Source organism: Cobetia sp. 5-25-4-2 (genome assembly GCF_013374075.1).
GTDB classification, from domain to species: Bacteria; Pseudomonadota; Gammaproteobacteria; order Pseudomonadales; family Halomonadaceae; genus Cobetia; species Cobetia marina.
The window spans coordinates 134,280-149,091 of the sequence record NZ_BLWK01000002.1; the positions used below are offsets into that span (position 1 = coordinate 134,280).

A 14,812-nucleotide genomic window follows, 5' to 3' on the forward strand; every position below is an offset into this window, starting at 1 on the left:
GTCGCGCCTGCGACTGCCACATGCCCGTCTTGCGTTGGCCACTAGAGCCAGGCGCCACTGCCCAGCTGCCAGGCGACGGCCAGCAGAATGGCCGCGATGAAGGCTTCGATGACCTGCCAGGCACGCGGACTGGTCAGGCGGGGTGCCAGCCAGCCAGCACAGGCCACCAGCCCGAAGAACCAGACCATCGAGGCCAGGCTGGCTCCGGCGATGAAGCCCGCCGGCGAGTTCTGTTGTGCCCCGATGGCACCCAGCATCACCAGGGTATCCAGATAGACCTGCGGATTGAGCAAGGTCACCGCCAGAGTCGCCATCAGCACCTTGCCAAGGCTCGCCTTGAGCGCCGTACTCGCCGTGAGCTGCCCACCACTGCGCATGCGCCCCAGCGCCTTGACCGCTTGCCAGAGCAGGAAGGCGACACCTCCCCAACGCGCGATGCTCATCAACATGGGGGATTGCTGCATCAAGGCCCCCAGCCCCAAGACCCCCGCCACGATCAGCAGCCAATCACACAGCGCACAGAGCCCCGCGACCCACCATTGATGTTCGCGCTTGAGCCCCTGACCCAGCACGAAGGCATTCTGGGCGCCGATGGCGATGATCAGCCCGGCCCCGACACCTGCTCCATTGAACACTGACCACCACATGACACTGCCCTTCCCTTGCTTGACTCTCTGATTCAGCGCGTTGCGCCCCTGTCTGTCTTCGGCGCGCTTCCGGACTTCCCGGCGCTGCAGCCGCAGGCAGAGTACGCTAGGATGAATACATCATGGAAATTGATTCAGGGAATGACTCATAAGGATTTCTGATGCTGGACTACAAACTGCTGGAGGCGCTGGCCGCCGTCATCGACCAGGCAGGTTTCGAGCGCGGGGCACGCGCGCTGGGCCTGACACAATCAGCGGTCTCGCAGCGCATCAAGCTGCTGGAGGCCCGTCTGGGTCAGCCGGTACTGGTGCGCACGCCACGCCTGGGGCCGACTCCGCTGGGGCGGCGTCTGCTCAATCATGTGCAGCAGGTGCGCCTGCTGGAGCATGACCTGCTGGATCAGATCCCCGCTCTCGGTGACAGCGAGCAGCGCCTGCGCATCGCCATCAATGCCGACTCGCTGGCCACCTGGTGGCCACAGGTCACCGGTGCCTTCTGTCAGACGCACGAGCTGCTGCTGGACATGCTGGTGGAAGATCAGGAGGTCGCCCTCAAGCGCATGCGCGATGGCGAGGTGGCGGGCTGCATCTGCTCGACCCCACGCCCGGTCCAGGGGGCTCGCTCACACCCGCTGGGCAGCATGCGGTATCGCGCATTGGCCAGCCCGGATTTCGTGCGCCGCCACATCGCCGGAGAGGATGGCGTCATCCCGTCACGTCTGCCTGCCGAGAAACTGCGCAGTATGCCCGCCATCGTCTATGGCCGGGATGACCGTCTGCAGCATCGGCTGCTGGCCGAGATGGGCTTCGACGAGCCTTTCCCGCATCACCTCTGTCCCTCCTCAGAAGGCTTCGTTCACCTGGCCTTGAGTGGCATGGGCTATGGGATGATTCCCGAGCAGCAGGCGCGCCACCTGCTGGACAGCGGTGAACTGGTCGATATCGCGCCGGACCACGCGCTGGACATCCCGCTCTACTGGCATCACTGGCGCCATGGCGGCAGCACCCTCGAACAGCTCACGGATCACCTGCTGCGTCACTGCAGCGCCATGCTGCTGCCCATACCGGAGCAGCAACCGCCACGCCCGGGGACCCTGTGATCCTGTAAGCTTATGACCCTGTCCGCATCACGCCAGCCCCTCGCACTCAGCTCGTCTGCTGCTCACGCACCAGCTGAGCGAGAAAGCGATCACAGGCCGCCAGCTGGCGGATGTCGATGTACTCGTTGGCCTGATGGGCCACGCTGATGGAGCCGGGCCCGCAGACCACCGTCGGCCAGCCTTCGCGCTGGAACTGGCCCGCTTCGGTGGCATAGGTCACCGCCTGACTGGCACGCGCCTCCCCCAGCAGACGCTGACAGAGATGGATCGCCGGATCACGTTCGCCCTGCCCCAGCGCCGGCACCGTCTCCACCGTGCGCTCACTGTGGATCGCCACCTCGGGCGCCCGCTCGCGATAGGGCACGAGCAGACGCTCCGCGTAGGCATCGATCTCCGCCAGCATCGCCTCGACATCCTCGCCCGGCAGATGGCGCAACTCCCAATCGAAGATGCACTGCCCTGCGGTGATGTTGACGGCCGTGCCGCCTTCGATGCGCCCGACATGCAGGCTGGCATGCGGCACCTCGAAACGCTCGTCGAGATGCCCACAATCGATGCGCGCCTGCATGCGGTCCTCGATGAAGGTGACCATGCGTGCCGCCAGATGAATCGCGCTGACCCCCAGATTGACCTGACTGGAATGCGACGGCTTGCCGGTCACCGTGGTGCGGATGACCGTGATGCCCTTGTGGGCATCGACGACGCTCATCAGGGTCGGCTCCCCCACCAGCACCGCCGCCGGGCGCGGCAGGCGATCACGCAGACGCGCGATCATGCGCGGCGCGCCGAGACAGCCGATTTCTTCATCATACGAGAAGGCGAAAATCACAGGCCTTTCAAGCTTGCCATCACGCGCTGCACTCACCAGCGCCGGCACCGCCGCCATGCAGCAGGCGATGAAGCCCTTCATGTCGGATGAGCCCCGCCCATACAGGCGGCCATCGGCCTCGCGCAGCGTGAAGGGATCACTGTCCCAGGCCTGCCCTTCCACCGGCACCACATCAGTATGCCCGGACAGCACCACACCGCCCTCCACGTCAGGGCCGATCACCGCGAGCAGATTGGCCTTGTCACCGCCATCATCATGAATGATCTCGGCGCTGACACCGGCCACTTCCAGAGCATCACGCAGGCAATGGATCAACGCCAGATTCGAGTCACGTGACACGGTCGCGAAATGGATCAGATGCGCCAGCCATTCACGGCTGTTCGGCCAATCGGAGAAGTCGGCGTGCTGAGGCATCAGGCTGGCGGTATCGACGGCGCTGGTGGCGGAAGCGTGCATGGGGGCATTCCTGTTCGGGGACATCTGAGCGGAGAGCACCATGCGCAACGCGCTGGCCTCATGTGCTCACCGGTATAGCGCAGCGCACCTTTGACAACAAGCGCCAGGCCACGCCAGGCACCGGGCCAGGAGTGCCGCGATCAGCCACAGGCCGCAAGCGCCTTGCGACGCGGGGGATAGAGCACCAGCGCGATCCCGAACAGGAAGATGCTGCACGAGAGCCACTGTGCCAGCGACAACTGCTCATCAAAGATGGCGTAACCACTGAGCAACGCGAACACCGAGACCAGCAAGGTCATGGGGGCCAGTTGACTCATCGGATACTTGAGCAGCATCCGGTTCCAGACCCAGTAACCAAAGAGGGTCGTCGGATAGGCCTGGAACAGCACCGAGACCCAGGCATCCATCCCCCACTGTTGATAGGTGGCACTCAGCACCCCCCAGCCATTCATCGCGACGCTCAACGCCATTAGCGGTAGCGGCGCAAACAGCATGCCCCAGAGGTTGAAGGCGAAAGGTGTGCGCGTGCCGGAGCTGCGCAGAATCACGCCAGCCAGGGGCCAGCAGATCGCCGCCAGCAGGATGAAGGCAAGTCCCGCCAGGGTCACGTTGCCGTTGGTGGTGAAGACGGAGACCACCAGCCCCACCAGCGAGACCAGAATGCCTGCCGCCATGCGCGGCGAGATGATCTCCCGGTAGAGCAGCACGCCGACCAGCACCGTGGTCAGCACATCGGTCTGCAACAGGACCGCCGCCATGCCAGAGGACAGTCCGAAGGTGATCGAGCATGAGGCCATGCCCCAGATACCGGTACCGAACACCAGCCCGTAGGCCATCAGGTAGCGCCACGGCACCTGCGGCTTGCGGATGAAGAAGATGAGCGGAAAGGTGGCACACGCGAAGCGCGCCGCGGCGATCAGCAAGGGATCCATGTCACTGACCCCCAGCTTGATCATCGAGAAGTTGAAGCCCCAGATTGCCATCACGCTGGTGATGAGCAATAGATCGCGTCCCTGCATGGCGTGTCTCCTGATCGAGGTTCCCTTGACGACGGGCAATGACCGCCGCTGTCCACGACCGTGGAACATCACGGTGATGCGTGCGGCATACGAGGGCCAGTCTCGCTTGCCGCACCAAGGCCGTACAGATACAGTTTCTGGACATTCCACCAGTACAGTTCGCTCATGGCACGCTATCGACAGCTGGCAGAGAAGTGCATTCAGGATATTCAGGCCGGCAGACTCAGTACCGGGGATCGCATGCTGTCGCTGCGCCAGTTTGCCCGCCAGCACGGCATCAGCGTGTCGACGGCGGTCAGCTGTTATGCGGAGCTGGAATCGCAGGGCTGGCTGATGGCTCGCCCACAATCGGGGTTCTTCATCGCCGAGCCCTCACGTGTCATGCCCGCGCCCACCTGGCAGTCCTTCGAGAGCCGAGTCATCACGCCCGCCACGCATCGCCATCGCACGCAGAGGTGGTGCGGGCCGCTGGGCACTGCGCATCTGGCGCTGGACAAGGCGACCCGGCAGGCACTGGATCGCAGCCTGCGCCGCGCCATGAAGCGGGCCGTGCATACCCTCACCCAGTATCCCGCCGCGCAAGGCGAACCCGCACTGTTGAGCGCCCTGGCGAGCCATTTCACCCAGGCCGGCTTTGCGCTGGGCAGTGAGGAGCTGGTCATCACTCACGGCTGCATGGATGCGGTCAGGACGGCGCTTGAGGTCTGCACGCAACCCGGCGACACGGTGGCAGTCAGCTCACCGTGCTACAACGGCCTGCTGGATCTGCTCTCGCAGCTGTCCCTCGACGTCATCGAGATTCCCTCGAGTGCACAAGGCATCGATCTCGATCAGTTCGAACAGCATCTCGCCAACGGTCAGCTGCGGGCCGGGCTGTTCTGCACCACTCACATGAATCCCCAGGGCATCACCCTCACTCCCGCGCAGAAACAGCGCCTGGCCAGGCTTGCCAATCACTACCGCGTGCCGGTGATCGAGGATGATGTCTATCTCGAGCTCACCCATCGCGAAGCGCCGCCACTGCCAACGGCCTGCCACGACGAAGGTGGCTTCGTCATCTGGTGTGGTTCGGTCTCCAAGACCCTGTCACCGAGCTACCGACTGGGCTGGTGTCGGCCCGGTCGATTCCTTCCGCCATATCTCAAGCGCGCGCTGGGTGTGCCGACGCTGGTACAGTGCGCCGTCGCGGACTTCATCGATTCCGGCGCCTATGCCAGTCACCTCAAACGTGTCCGTCACCAGCTCAGCCAGCACAAGGCCCACTACCTCAACTATCTGAGTCAGCATCTGCCCGAGGGCAGTCGCGTGACGCAACCACAAGGTGGCCTGGTGCTGTGGATCGAGGTGCCCGGCCTCGATGCCAGGGCCCTCGGCAAGGCCGCCGAGCAGGCACAGCTTGATATCCGGATCGGCCCCTGGTTTACCGAATCTGCGCGCTATCGCAATTGTCTGCGTCTCAATATCGGCCTTGCACCGGATGAGCGGATCGAGCAGGAACTCGCCCGCCTGATGACGTTGATCGCGAATCACTGCAAACGCTGAAGGTTGTCGTGCTCACATGCGCCTGTCAGACAATGCAGACGACGCTGCCACGCCCCGGTCAACAGGGCGTGGCAGCGTCGTCTGTAGCGAAAGCCTCCTGTCACGAAGGGTCTCTCATGCCCGATATCAGGCAGCGTGCCCGTTGCGCACCATGGCATGGGGGTCGATGACGAATTTCTTGGCAGCGCCACCGTCGAAGTCCGCGTAGCCCTGCGGCGCTTCTTCCAGACTGATGACCTGCACGTTGACCGCATCGGCGATATTGACGCGCCCGAACAGGATCGCCTGCATCAGCGGGCGGTGATACTTCATCACCGGACATTGCCCCGTGTGCAACGAGTGAGACTTGGCCCAGCCCAGTCCGAAGCGCATGGAGAGTGCACCGACCTTGGCGGCCTCATCCTCGGCGCCCGGGTCTTCGGTGACATAGAGGCCGGGAATGCCGATCTGGCCGCCGGCACGCGTCAACGCCATTGCCGAGTTGAGCACCGTCGCCGGCTGCTCACGTCCATGATCACACCCACAGCCATGCGCCTCGAAGCCGACGCAATCGACGAAGCAATCCACTTCGCGCTCGCCGAGAATCGCCTCGACCTTGTCCTCCATCGAGCCTTCCTGACGCAGGTCGATGGTCTCGCAGCCGAAGCTCTCGGCCTGCTGCAAACGCTCGGGAATCATGTCGCCGACGATGACGCAGGCCGCCCCCAGCAGCTGGGCTGACACCGCCGCCGCCAGCCCGACCGGCCCGGCCCCCGCGATGTAGACCGTGGCGCCCGGCCCGACCCCTGCAGTCACGCAGCCATGGAAGCCTGTCGGGAAGATGTCGGAGAGCAGCGTCAGGTCACGGATCTTCTCCATCGCCTGATCGGCATCCGGGAACTTGAGCAGGTTGAAGTCGGCATAGGGCACCATGACGTAATCCGTCTGACCGCCAGTCCAGCCGCCCATGTCGACATAGCCATAGGCTGCACCGGGACGCGCCGGATTGACGTTCAGACAGATCCCCGTCTTGCCTTCCTTGCAGTTGCGGCAGCGCCCGCAGGCGATGTTGAACGGGACCGAGACGATGTCGCCGACCTTGATGAATTCCACGTCGCGGCCAGCCTCGACGACCAGTCCGGTGATCTCGTGGCCCAGCACCAGGCCCTGGGGTGCCGTGGTCCGGCCACGCACCATGTGCTGATCGCTACCACAGATATTGGTCGAGACGACCTTGAGAATGACGCCGTGTTCACACTTGCGATTTCCCAGCGCCAGGGTCGGATAGTCCAGTGATTCGACACTCACCTTCCCCGCTCCCTGGTAGACGACTCCGCGATTGGCATTGGCTGACATGACGTGCTCCTGCTGGCATGGGATTTGGTGCATGGACGGCGTCAGACAGGCACGCTGACGACATCTTCCGTCACTTGCCGATACGCCGACCACCCGCCCCCTGTCGGTGGCGTCCGACCTGAAGGGCCCCTGCAGACTAGGCCACTTGCCACGGGTGAGCTGTCCAGATGAGGCATCGACATGCCCATGCGAGACATGCCACGACCAAAGTGGCAGTGCGCATGACCGAGGTCGTCGCGCCTGGCCGACAGGATGCGTCGATGCATCGCCACACTTGAAGCCAGTGATACTGCCCCCACGTCAACCAGCAGAGCACGATGGGTAACCCATTTCGCCATGGCAATCGCTCGCGCCAGCCCTCGCTCCGTGAGCGGCGTCTCGCTGCGAGCCATTGGCCTGATTCATTCCAAGGAGAGACCATGACCATGACATCCAACGCCCTGCGCACCGCCTGCATGACCGTCGCCATCGCCGGAACCGCCTTCATTGCGGGCTGTGGCAACACCAGCGTGATCGAGAAGCAGGACACGCGTTACGAGGTCAGCGCCGTCGATGAGGACCGTGACGATGCCATCGCTCAGGTCAAGGAACGCGCTCTGGAAGTCTGCGAGGAGCAGGATCGCGACAAGTACGACGTGCTTGATTCTCGTGTCTTCGGCCCGCAGGACAGCATGTCCAAGGCAGCCGAAGGCAACGAGCAGCTGGAAGGCGGCACCATCAATGAGGATACCGAGATGGCCGCCGCCACCCACGAAGGTGAAGGCTACAAGGTCGCCTGGACCATCCGCTGCCGCTGAGGCGCCTTCCCGTCAGCCAGCCCGAGCTGACAGCAAGGCCATGTGCATGAATGCAAGAGCGCATGAGCACAAGAGCGCATGAACGCAAGAAAGCCGCCCCTGAGGGCGGCTTTCTTGCGTTCATGCATCACGAAACCCCGGAGACGGACGGCCGTTCGGAACGCGCAACCTCGGGTTGCCGCCCACGACGGGATATTGCAGCGCCGCATTAGACGACTCTTGACTATGCTGAGACGAAAGCGCTCGCCAGTTCGGCGCCTGCCATCCCCCCAGGACAGCGCAGCACGCGGGAGCGGAGGCGAAGCTTTTGCGTACCAGACAGCCGTGACACCCGAGCATTGCCATGCGAGACGCTCGACTGCCCCAACGCCCGGGGCGGTCGATCACTGCCATTTGCCATGACGAATCCATCAGGACTCTACGCGCCCAGCGCCGTCAAGGAGGCTTTTCCATGAGTATCGAACAACGCCTGGCCCCCGTTGCACTACCCGAAAACCGTCAACGACAGATCGTCGAGCGCCTGCTCTCTGGCTCCGGGGTCAGTCTGAATGGCCCTGACCCCTGGGATATCTGCGTCCGCCATCCGGATCTGTTCCGGCGGGTGCTGAATCAGGGCAGTCTGGGGCTGGGTGAGGCTTACATGGAAGGCTGGTGGGATTGCGAACGGATCGACGAGATGATCCATCGCCTGCTCAAGCATGGGCTGGGGGAGCGAGCCCACACCTTTGGTGAGCGCATCGCCTACCGCCTCCAGGCGGGAGTCATCAATCTGCAGAGCCGTCGTCGTGCCGAGGTGGTGGGCAAGGTGCATTACGACTTCGGCAATGACCTCTTCACCCGCATGCTGGACCCGACCCTGTGCTACAGCTGCGGATACTGGAAAGGATTGCCGATCGCGCCGGAGAACCTGGAGCAGGCCCAGCAGGCCAAGCTGGATCTCGCCTGTCGCAAGCTCGGGCTGACACCCGGCATGCGCGTGCTGGACATCGGCTGTGGCTGGGGAAGCTTCGCCGCCTACGCCGCGCGCCACTATGGCGTGGAAGTCGTCGGCATCACCATTTCCGCCGAGCAGGCGGCGCTGGCGCGGGAACATTGCCATGGCCTGCCAGTGGAGATCCTGCTCAAGGATTACCGTGACGAGCAATTCCGTCACGAGGTCGGCACCTTCGATGCCATCGTGTCCATCGGCATGTTCGAGCACGTCGGCCACAAGAACTACGCGACCTACTTCACCCGTGTCGCGCAGCTGCTGCGCCCCGGCGGACGCTTCGTGCTGCACACCATCGGCTCCAACCTGAGCGACATCTCCGCGGACCCCTGGGTCAATCGCTACATCTTCCCCAACGGCGTGCTGCCCAGTGCCAGTCAACTGATCCAGGCCAGCGAGCATCACCTGATCATGGAGGACTGGCAGAATTTCGGTGCCGACTACGACCCGACGCTGATGGCATGGCGTGCCAACCTCGATGCCAGATGGCATGAACTGGCCGACACCTACACGACGCGGGACAAGCGCATGTTCGAGTATTATCTGGGTGCCTGTGCCGGGGCCTTCCGCGCCCGCCAGCTTCAGCTCTGGCAGGTGGTCTTCACCCACGGCAATCCGGGGCGTTACGACGCACCACGCTGATCCGCTTGCGCCCTCCGTGCGCCTGGCACTCTCCAGCCGTGCCAGGCGTCCGGCAAGGCGACTCACCAGGGGACGACTTGCCCCTTGGTGACCCATGACTCATGACTCACGATGCGTCGCCGGTGACCGGGAGCGCGTCCCTCTGGCACCTGTCAGTGATGCCGGGGCATTGCCTGCCGACTCGGCCTGCGAGCGGGAGATGCTGTGCCTGGCATTGCGCTCCAGCGCCTGAAGCATGCCGGCCAGCTGATCCAGCGATTCATCCTCGAAGCCGACATATAGCTCCTCGCGAACTCGCGCGATGCGCTCACCCAATTGCACAAGGCATTCATGCCCCGCCTCGGTGAACCACAGGCAGCGAGCACGACGATCCGTGGCGTGGGGTTCGCGACGAATCAGCTGCTGACACTCGAGCTGATTGAGCGTGCGCGTCAACGACGGCATCTCGATTCCCAGCTCGCTGGCCAGCATCTGCTGGGTACAGCCCTCGCCAAGCTTCTCCAAATGCACCATCACCGTCCAGCGGGCTTCCGTCATCCCCAATGGCTCGACCGCGGTCGTGATCGAGGTACGCCACAGGCGGTGGACACGCCCGAGCAGGCCTCCCAGGGAGGGCTTGATGGTCTCGTGAAGGGGTTGAGCATCATCACAGGCTTTCATCGCCTGCAGCGCCACTTCGTCGTCAGTGCCTTGTTGCATGATGATTCTCCGTCTCCACGCCACGGGGCTCACCCCCTGGATGAGCCCCGCGATGCCAACGTCAATTTAGCTTGCTAATGAATGGCGGAATCATACGCTTTATTAGCGGGCAAATCAAAACACGCGTGACGGGACGCGCTCGGCAGCATCCTGCCACTCCCCTTTCCGATGGCGCGCTGGCCTGTTTGCGTGCCTGAGCGCCCGCGTGAGCGTTCGCGTGATCCTCGCGCGGCTAGTCCGCCTCCGAGCCGATCCCGTGGCGCTTGAGCTTGTTGGCAATGGTGGTGTGCGAGACACCAAGACGCTTGGCCAGCAGTCGGCTGGAGGGGAACTCCGGATAAAGACGCGCCAGCACGCGCCGCTCCACCTCGTCGTGGATATCGCCGAGGCTGCCTGCCAGATCGATGCTGTCCAGACCTTCATCGCGCACCTCGCCAATCAGGCGCAGATGCTGCGCCTCGATCACCTCGCCCTCGCACAGCGAGACCGCCTGGAACAGCACGTTTTCCAGCTGGCGCACGTTGCCGGGCCAGTGATAGCCGCGCAGGCGTGCCATCGCCTCCGGTGAGAGAGTGCGAACACGCGCTCCGATCTGGCGCACGGCACGTTCGAGAAAGTGATGTGCCAGCTCCTCCAGTCCATCCAGGCATTCCCTGAGTGGCGGAATCTGCACGCACAGCACATTGAGACGATGGAAGAGGTCGTGGCGGAAGCGCCCTTCGCTGCTCAGCGCCGGCAGGTCCTGCTGGGTCGCGCAGATGACGCGCACATCCAGAAAGGTCTCTTCATCGCTGCCGACACGCCTGAAGCCACCATCCTGCAGAAAGCGCAGCAGCTTGACCTGCATGCGCGGGCTCATCTCGCCGACCTCATCGAGGAAGATGGTGCCACCACTGGTCAGCTCCAGCAGACCCAGCTTGCCTTCCGGCCGTGCCCCCTCGAAGGCGCCCGGGGCGTAACCAAACAGCTCCGTCTCGGCCATTGACTCCGGCAGGCCCGCACAGTTGAGCGCCATGAACGGTGCCTGCCCGCGTGGACTGGCCAGATGGCAGGCGCGCGCCAGCAATTCCTTGCCGGTGCCGGTCTCGCCCTCGATCAACAGCGGGGCATCCAGCGGCGCCATGCGCCTGGCCTCCTTGACCACGGCGGACAGCTGACGGCTTGCCTGGAAGATGGCCTCGAACCCCCGCACCTCGGTACGCTGGATCTGATAGATACGCGAGCCCAGACGGTCCGCACGATGCAGGGTGACTACGGCCCCCGCCAGCGAGGCCACGTCCTCGTTCTCGGTATGCAGCGGCGCGATGTCGGCCAGGAAGGTTTCCTCTCCGACACGCAGGCGCAGGCCGTTGACGCGGGCATTGTTGCGCCGGATCAGCTCCGGCAGGTCGACATCCTGGATGTGACGCGTCAGTGCCAGCCCCGGCACCTCATCGATGCGGACGCCCAAGAGCTTGCCGGCCGCACGATTGGCCGCCACCACGCGTCCCTCCATGTCGATGGACATCACCGGATCAGACAGCGATGACAGCAGTGCATTGAGCTCCAGATGACGCCGTTCGGTGGGCATCAGGCTGACCCGGGTGACCTTGAAGACCCCGGGAATTTCCTCCAGTGCTGGCTTCAGGGTGGAGAGCTGCATGCGCAGCATGTTGGGAACATGCAGATAGATGGAATTGTTGGCCTCCCCACCGACCTCACCACGCAACACGTTGAGGCCGTAATCGGCAAAGGGGGCCAGGATGTCGCGCAGAATCCCGATCCGGTTCTGACAGGTCAGTTTGAGGCGCATGGCGTTCTCGGCATTGTCGTTGGCATATCGTCGCTGTCAGGGTGGCTCTGACGGCACGGCTCTGAGGGTCAGGCGCTTGAGGATCACAAGCGCGGAGGGGAAACGCTGATGACCCGAGGACATCATTCGAGCTACCGCAGGGCAATGCGGCACATCGATGACGTTAACGTAAGCGTTATCAAAAACCTCGTAAAGCATTCCTTACAATAGACGGTATTGCCGGCACGCAAAACTGCCCGAATGGCACTGATCGAGGCCATCAGCCGCACAGGTGTCAGGATTATGTGACAAGAGACGGGGCATCGCACCGCTATCTGCCGCGCAAAAGCAGGCCGTGGCACTGGTCAAGGCTGTCCGACAAGGCCTAGCGTAGTCATCGACATGCAGGGACTGACATGTCCGCCATGATGACAATACGGCAGCCTGCCCACGCAGCGCCGCCATACCGTTCGGGAGGTTGCATGAACGCACCGCAGGGTCGTGACTGGCCACAGGCATCCCAGGTATCTGCGCCCGGATCGCAGGCTCAGGCCAAGGGCACCCGCTACGTGGCGCATGAACCGGATAGCCAGGGCAGGATCCATTACAGCGATCAGGAGCACGCCACCTGGCAGACGCTGATGACGCGCCAGCTGGCGCTGGTCGAGGGACGCGTCTGCCGCGAGTACCTGCAAGGGCTTGAACATCTTGACCTGCCCCGGGATCGCATCCCCCAGCTGGACGAGATCGACCGGGTGCTCGAGGCCGCCACCGGCTGGCGAACCGCACGAGTACCAGCCTTGATCCCCTTCACCCGCTTCTTCGAACTGCTCGCCGAGCGGCGTTTCCCGGTTGCCACCTTCATTCGCCGTCCCGAAGAACTCGATTACCTGCAGGAACCGGACATCTTCCACGAGATCTTCGGTCACTGCCCGATGCTTACCCACCCCGCCTTCGCGGAATTTACCGCCACCTACGGTCGACTCGGTCTCGCCGCCAGCAAGGAAGAGCGCGTCTACCTGGCCCGCCTCTACTGGATGACGGTGGAATTCGGCATGCTGCGCGAGGTTCAACCCGATGGCAGTCGTGCGCTGAGCCTCTACGGCGGCGGCATCATTTCCTCGCCACGCGAGACCTGCTATGCACTGGGCGAGCTCGAAGACAGTCTCGAGCGCCCCGAGCACCTGCCCTTCGATGCCGTCGAGGCACTGCGCACTCCGTATCGCATCGACATCCTGCAGCCGCTCTACTATGTCCTGGAGTCACTGGACGATCTGCATGAACTCGCCAGTCGCGACATCATGGCGCTGGTGCACGAGGCCATGGCGCTCGGTCTCAAGACGCCGCGCTTCGCACCACGCTGATCGCACCGGCGCCTTGCGCTTCTTTTCACCCGCCCCACCCTCGTTCCTCAAGCCGGAGATAGTGACATGACCGAACTCGCCAGACAGTCCTGTGAAGCCTGCAGTTTCGATGCCCCCAAGGTCAGTGACAGCGACATCGAGACGCTCAAGACCGCCATTCCCGAGTGGCAGTTGCTCAATCGCGATGGCATCATGCAATTGGAGCGATGCTTTAAGTTCCGCAACTTCAAGCAGGCACTGGCATTCACCAATCGCGTAGGCGAGATTGCCGAGGACGTCGGGCATCACCCGGCACTTCTCACCGAGTGGGGCAAGGTCACCGTGACCTGGTGGTCCCACGAGATGAAGGGTCTGCACAAGAACGATTTCATCATGGCCGCCAGAACCGACGAGGTAGCGAAATAAGATGTTCGAGCAGATTGCGCGTGTACCCGGGGATGCCATCCTCGGCCTGATCGAAGCCTTCAACAAGGACACCAACCCGCAGAAGGTCGACCTCGGCGTGGGCGTCTATCGCGATGCCAACGGCAATACGCCGGTCATGCGTGCGGTCAAGCAGGCCGAGGACCGCCTGGTCGAGAGCGAAGTCACCAAGACCTACATCGGCTCCCACGGTGACCCGCGCTTCGGCAAGGTCGTGCTGCCGATGGTGCTGGGCGCCGAGTCGCCGGTGCTGGCTGCCAACCGTGCCAGCGCCACTCAGGCGCCCGGCGGTACCGGTGCCCTGCGTCTGGCGGCAGACTTCATCGCCAGCAACCTCAAGGGTCGTGATATCTGGCTGTCCACTCCGACCTGGCCGAATCACCTGGGCATCTTCGATGCCGCAGGCGTGACGCGTCACAGCTACCCATATGTCGACGAGAACAATCGCCTCGACTTCGACGGCATGCTGGCGACCCTCAAGACGATTCCGGAAGGCGACGTAGTGCTGCTGCACGCCTGCTGCCACAACCCGACCGGGTTCGACCTGAGCCGCGAGCAGTGGGACCAGGTGCTGGAAGTCGTCCAGTCACGCAAGCTGCTGCCGCTGATCGACTTCGCCTATCAGGGCTTCGGTGATGGTCTGGAAGAAGATGCCTACGGAGTGCGCCTGCTGGCCGAGAATGTCGATGAAGCCATCATCACCAGCTCCTGCTCCAAGAACTTCGGCATCTACTGCGAACGTACCGGCTGCCTGATCCTGATCGCCAAGGACGAGGACAGCATGCTGGACGTGCGCTCCCAGGCCGCGATCACCGCGCGTGAGAACTACTCCAATCCGCCGGCACATGGCGGTGCGGTAGTCATCGACATTCTCGAGGACGAGACGCTGCGCGCGGAGTGGAAGAGCGAGCTGACCGAGATGCGCGAGCGCATCAATGGCCTGCGTCGTGAGTTCGTCGAGGCGCTCAAGCCGTATGGCCTGGATGAGCAGTTCGCCTTCATCGCCGAGCAGCGCGGCATGTTCTCCTACACCGGCCTGACACCGGAGCAGGTCGATCGCCTGCGTGACGAGTTCGGCATCTACATGGTGCGCTCCGGACGCGCCAACGTGGCCGGCTTCTCCAGCGAGAATCTGCCCTACGTCGCCAAAGCCATCGCGACCGTCGTCAAGGGCTGAGCCTGACCGAACGCTTCGTGAAA

Annotated in this window: 13 protein-coding genes; 7 read left to right on the plus strand and 6 right to left on the minus strand. The window is 63.5% G+C overall.

Going from position 1 to position 14,812, the window contains the following annotated elements:
* Positions 1-41: 41 nt before the first annotated feature.
* Positions 42-647, minus strand: coding sequence for a LysE/ArgO family amino acid transporter (locus HXS65_RS05460; protein WP_176493413.1), 606 nt, complete (start codon positions 645-647; stop codon positions 42-44).
* 161 nt (positions 648-808) lie between these two features.
* On the opposite strand from HXS65_RS05460, the gene HXS65_RS05465 reads away from it, so the two are divergent.
* On the plus strand, positions 809-1,747 hold the full coding sequence (locus HXS65_RS05465; RefSeq protein ID WP_077374680.1) for a LysR family transcriptional regulator ArgP: 939 nt from the start codon (positions 809-811) through the stop codon (positions 1,745-1,747).
* A gap of 46 nt (positions 1,748-1,793) precedes the next feature.
* On the opposite strand, the gene argE is transcribed toward HXS65_RS05465, so the two are convergent.
* Positions 1,794-3,032 (minus strand): acetylornithine deacetylase, encoded by a 1,239-nt coding sequence (gene argE / locus HXS65_RS05470; RefSeq protein WP_308478074.1) that lies wholly within the window; start codon positions 3,030-3,032, stop codon positions 1,794-1,796.
* A 140-nt stretch (positions 3,033-3,172) separates the two neighbouring features.
* The gene (locus tag HXS65_RS05475) at positions 3,173-4,051 is read right to left on the minus strand and encodes an EamA family transporter (protein WP_077374683.1); all 879 of its coding nucleotides are present in this window, start codon (positions 4,049-4,051) and stop codon (positions 3,173-3,175) included.
* Positions 4,052-4,216: 165 nt separating this feature from the next.
* Between HXS65_RS05475 and HXS65_RS05480 the strand changes: the two genes are divergently transcribed.
* Positions 4,217-5,593, plus strand: a complete 1,377-nt coding sequence (locus tag HXS65_RS05480) for a PLP-dependent aminotransferase family protein (RefSeq protein ID WP_176493414.1) — start codon at positions 4,217-4,219, stop codon at positions 5,591-5,593.
* Positions 5,594-5,719: 126 nt separating this feature from the next.
* Here HXS65_RS05480 and fdhA read toward each other — a convergent pair whose 3' ends face one another.
* Positions 5,720-6,928 carry a formaldehyde dehydrogenase, glutathione-independent gene (gene fdhA / locus HXS65_RS05485; protein WP_176493415.1) on the minus strand — a complete coding sequence of 403 codons (1,209 nt, stop codon included), beginning with the start codon at positions 6,926-6,928 and terminating at the stop codon, positions 5,720-5,722.
* 419 nt (positions 6,929-7,347) lie between these two features.
* Between fdhA and HXS65_RS05490 the strand changes: the two genes are divergently transcribed.
* The gene (locus HXS65_RS05490) at positions 7,348-7,725 is read left to right on the plus strand and encodes a hypothetical protein (RefSeq protein ID WP_176493416.1); all 378 of its coding nucleotides are present in this window, start codon (positions 7,348-7,350) and stop codon (positions 7,723-7,725) included.
* Between the two features lie 451 nt (positions 7,726-8,176).
* Entirely contained in the window at positions 8,177-9,355 is a 1,179-nt protein-coding gene (gene cfa, locus HXS65_RS05495) for a cyclopropane fatty acyl phospholipid synthase (RefSeq protein WP_077374696.1), read from the plus strand.
* Positions 9,356-9,454: 99 nt separating this feature from the next.
* Here the strand turns inward: cfa and HXS65_RS05500 are convergent, their stop codons facing one another.
* A complete protein-coding gene (locus HXS65_RS05500) occupies positions 9,455-10,054 on the minus strand; it encodes a MarR family transcriptional regulator (protein ID WP_255304431.1) in 600 nt (199 codons plus the stop codon).
* 232 nt (positions 10,055-10,286) lie between these two features.
* A complete protein-coding gene (locus tag HXS65_RS05505; RefSeq protein WP_084208116.1) occupies positions 10,287-11,846 on the minus strand; it encodes a sigma-54-dependent transcriptional regulator in 1,560 nt (519 codons plus the stop codon).
* A gap of 461 nt (positions 11,847-12,307) precedes the next feature.
* On the opposite strand from HXS65_RS05505, the gene phhA reads away from it, so the two are divergent.
* The 3 genes from phhA (at position 12,308) to HXS65_RS05520 (ending at position 14,789) form a co-directional block, all read left to right on the plus strand.
* Positions 12,308-13,189 carry a phenylalanine 4-monooxygenase gene (phhA, locus tag HXS65_RS05510; RefSeq protein WP_176493417.1) on the plus strand — a complete coding sequence of 294 codons (882 nt, stop codon included), beginning with the start codon at positions 12,308-12,310 and terminating at the stop codon, positions 13,187-13,189.
* Positions 13,190-13,255: 66 nt separating this feature from the next.
* Complete coding sequence (locus HXS65_RS05515) at positions 13,256-13,594, plus strand: 4a-hydroxytetrahydrobiopterin dehydratase (RefSeq protein ID WP_077374704.1); 339 nt, start codon at positions 13,256-13,258, stop codon at positions 13,592-13,594.
* Between the two features lies 1 nt (position 13,595).
* A complete protein-coding gene (locus HXS65_RS05520; RefSeq protein ID WP_077374706.1) occupies positions 13,596-14,789 on the plus strand; it encodes an amino acid aminotransferase in 1,194 nt (397 codons plus the stop codon).
* Positions 14,790-14,812 lie beyond the last annotated feature (23 nt).

What these genes read in the sequence shown, in the direction of transcription:
- HXS65_RS05460 (WP_176493413.1), bottom strand. Translation starts at nt 647, where the DNA reads ATGTGGTGGTCAGTGTTCAATGGAGCAGGTGTCGGGGCCGGGCTGATC.
- HXS65_RS05520 (WP_077374706.1), top strand. Translation starts at nt 13,596, where the DNA reads ATGTTCGAGCAGATTGCGCGTGTACCCGGGGATGCCATCCTCGGCCTG.
- phhA (WP_176493417.1), top strand. Translation starts at nt 12,308, where the DNA reads ATGAACGCACCGCAGGGTCGTGACTGGCCACAGGCATCCCAGGTATCT.
- HXS65_RS05505 (WP_084208116.1), bottom strand. Translation starts at nt 11,846, where the DNA reads ATGCGCCTCAAACTGACCTGTCAGAACCGGATCGGGATTCTGCGCGAC.
- fdhA (WP_176493415.1), bottom strand. Translation starts at nt 6,928, where the DNA reads ATGTCAGCCAATGCCAATCGCGGAGTCGTCTACCAGGGAGCGGGGAAG.
- cfa (WP_077374696.1), top strand. Translation starts at nt 8,177, where the DNA reads ATGAGTATCGAACAACGCCTGGCCCCCGTTGCACTACCCGAAAACCGT.
- HXS65_RS05490 (WP_176493416.1), top strand. Translation starts at nt 7,348, where the DNA reads ATGACCATGACATCCAACGCCCTGCGCACCGCCTGCATGACCGTCGCC.
- HXS65_RS05515 (WP_077374704.1), top strand. Translation starts at nt 13,256, where the DNA reads ATGACCGAACTCGCCAGACAGTCCTGTGAAGCCTGCAGTTTCGATGCC.
- HXS65_RS05500 (WP_255304431.1), bottom strand. Translation starts at nt 10,054, where the DNA reads ATGCAACAAGGCACTGACGACGAAGTGGCGCTGCAGGCGATGAAAGCC.
- HXS65_RS05475 (WP_077374683.1), bottom strand. Translation starts at nt 4,051, where the DNA reads ATGCAGGGACGCGATCTATTGCTCATCACCAGCGTGATGGCAATCTGG.
- HXS65_RS05465 (WP_077374680.1), top strand. Translation starts at nt 809, where the DNA reads ATGCTGGACTACAAACTGCTGGAGGCGCTGGCCGCCGTCATCGACCAG.
- argE (WP_308478074.1), bottom strand. Translation starts at nt 3,032, where the DNA reads ATGCACGCTTCCGCCACCAGCGCCGTCGATACCGCCAGCCTGATGCCT.
- HXS65_RS05480 (WP_176493414.1), top strand. Translation starts at nt 4,217, where the DNA reads ATGGCACGCTATCGACAGCTGGCAGAGAAGTGCATTCAGGATATTCAG.